Annotated in this window: 1 protein-coding gene; it reads left to right on the top strand. The window is 67.4% G+C overall.

Features of this window, described 5'->3' with window-relative positions; genetic code table 11:
* Positions 1 to 237: 237 nt before the first annotated feature.
* The gene (locus tag ACQKM2_RS40835; protein WP_360451411.1) at positions 238 to 1,440 is read left to right on the top strand and encodes an IS110 family transposase; all 1,203 of its coding nucleotides are present in this window, start codon (positions 238 to 240) and stop codon (positions 1,438 to 1,440) included.
* The last annotated feature ends 25 nt before the right edge of the window (positions 1,441 to 1,465 follow it).

Raw genomic sequence — 1,465 nt, forward strand, 5'->3', positions numbered from 1 at the left:
CCCCATTACCTTCTTGGTGGCCCCGCAATGGGGCGCCCGGCCTCCGGAGTTGGCATGACTTTCTCCCCCTGTCGATCGCATGGCCTGGGGGGTGGTGTCACCGGCTCCGGAGGCATCGACAGACCGCTGATTAGGGGCATGACCACCGGCCTTTCCGCAGGTCGGGAGGCTCTTCGTAATGTGGATGTGGCGATCGGTGCCGTGGGACGGCCGGGCAGGAACGACCGGAGGACGCACGTGATCGACATCAGCGAGATCGGTGTCTTCCTCGGCCTGGACGTCGGCAAGGGCGAACACCACGCCACCGCCGTCACCCCGGCCGGGAAGAAGGCCTTCGACAAACGGCTGCCCAACAGCGAACCCAAGCTCCGCGAGGTGTTCGGGAAACTGCAGGCCAAGCACGGGGCCGTGCTCGTCGTGGTCGACCAGCCGGCCTCCATCGGCGCCCTGCCGCTGGCGGTGGCCCGGGACATGGGCTGCCCGGTCGCCTATCTGCCCGGGCTGACGATGCGGCGGATCGCCGATCTCTATCCGGGTGAAGCGAAGACCGATGCCCGGGACGCGTTCGTCATCGCCGACGCCGCCCGCGTCATGCCGCACACACTCCGCTCGGTCGATCTTGAGGACGAGACCATCGCCGAGCTGGAGATGCTCGTCGGGTTCGATGACGACCTGGCCGGCGAAGCCACCCGCATCAGCAACCGCCTGCGGGGCCTGCTCACCCAGATCCATCCGTCGCTGGAGCGGGTCCTGGGTCCGCGAGTGCAGCATCCAGCCGTACTGAGACTCCTGGATCAGTTCGGCTCCCCGGCCCAGATACGCAAGGCCGGCCGGCGTCGGCTGATCACGCTGATCCGCCCGAAGGCGCCGCGGATGGCCGAGCGTCTCGTCGAGGACGTCTTCACCGCCCTGGACGAGCAGACCGTCGTCGTCCCGGGCACGGACGCGGCAGCACTGATCGTTCCCAGCCTGGCCAACTCACTCCAGGCAGTGCTTGAACAGCGGAAACTCCTCGTCGCCCGGATCGAGGAACTGCTGGAGAACCACCCTCTTTCCAAGGTCCTGACGTCCATGCCGGGGATCGGCGTCAGGACCGGAGCACGGATCCTCATCGACGTCGGCGACGGATCCAGCTTCCCCTCCGCCGCCCACCTCGCGGCATACGCCGGACTTGCCCCGGCGACTCGCAGCTCGGGCTCCTCGATCCGCGGCGAACAACCCTCCCGACGCGGAAACAAGCAGCTCAAACGGGCCTTCTTCCTATCCGCTTTCGCGGCCCTGGCCGACCCGACATCCCGGGTCTACTACGACAAGAAGATCAGCCAGGGCAAGCACCACACCCAGGCCCTCCTCTGCCTCGCGAGACGACGAGCCGACGTGCTCTTCGCGATGCTCCGCGACGGCACCTTCTACGAACCCCAACCCGCCCCATCAGCTTGACCAAACCCATAGGGGCACCCCCCCG

The sequence above is a fragment of the Streptomyces sp. NPDC004126 genome, from assembly GCF_050275515.1.
Lineage (GTDB): Bacteria > Actinomycetota > Actinomycetes > Streptomycetales > Streptomycetaceae > Streptomyces.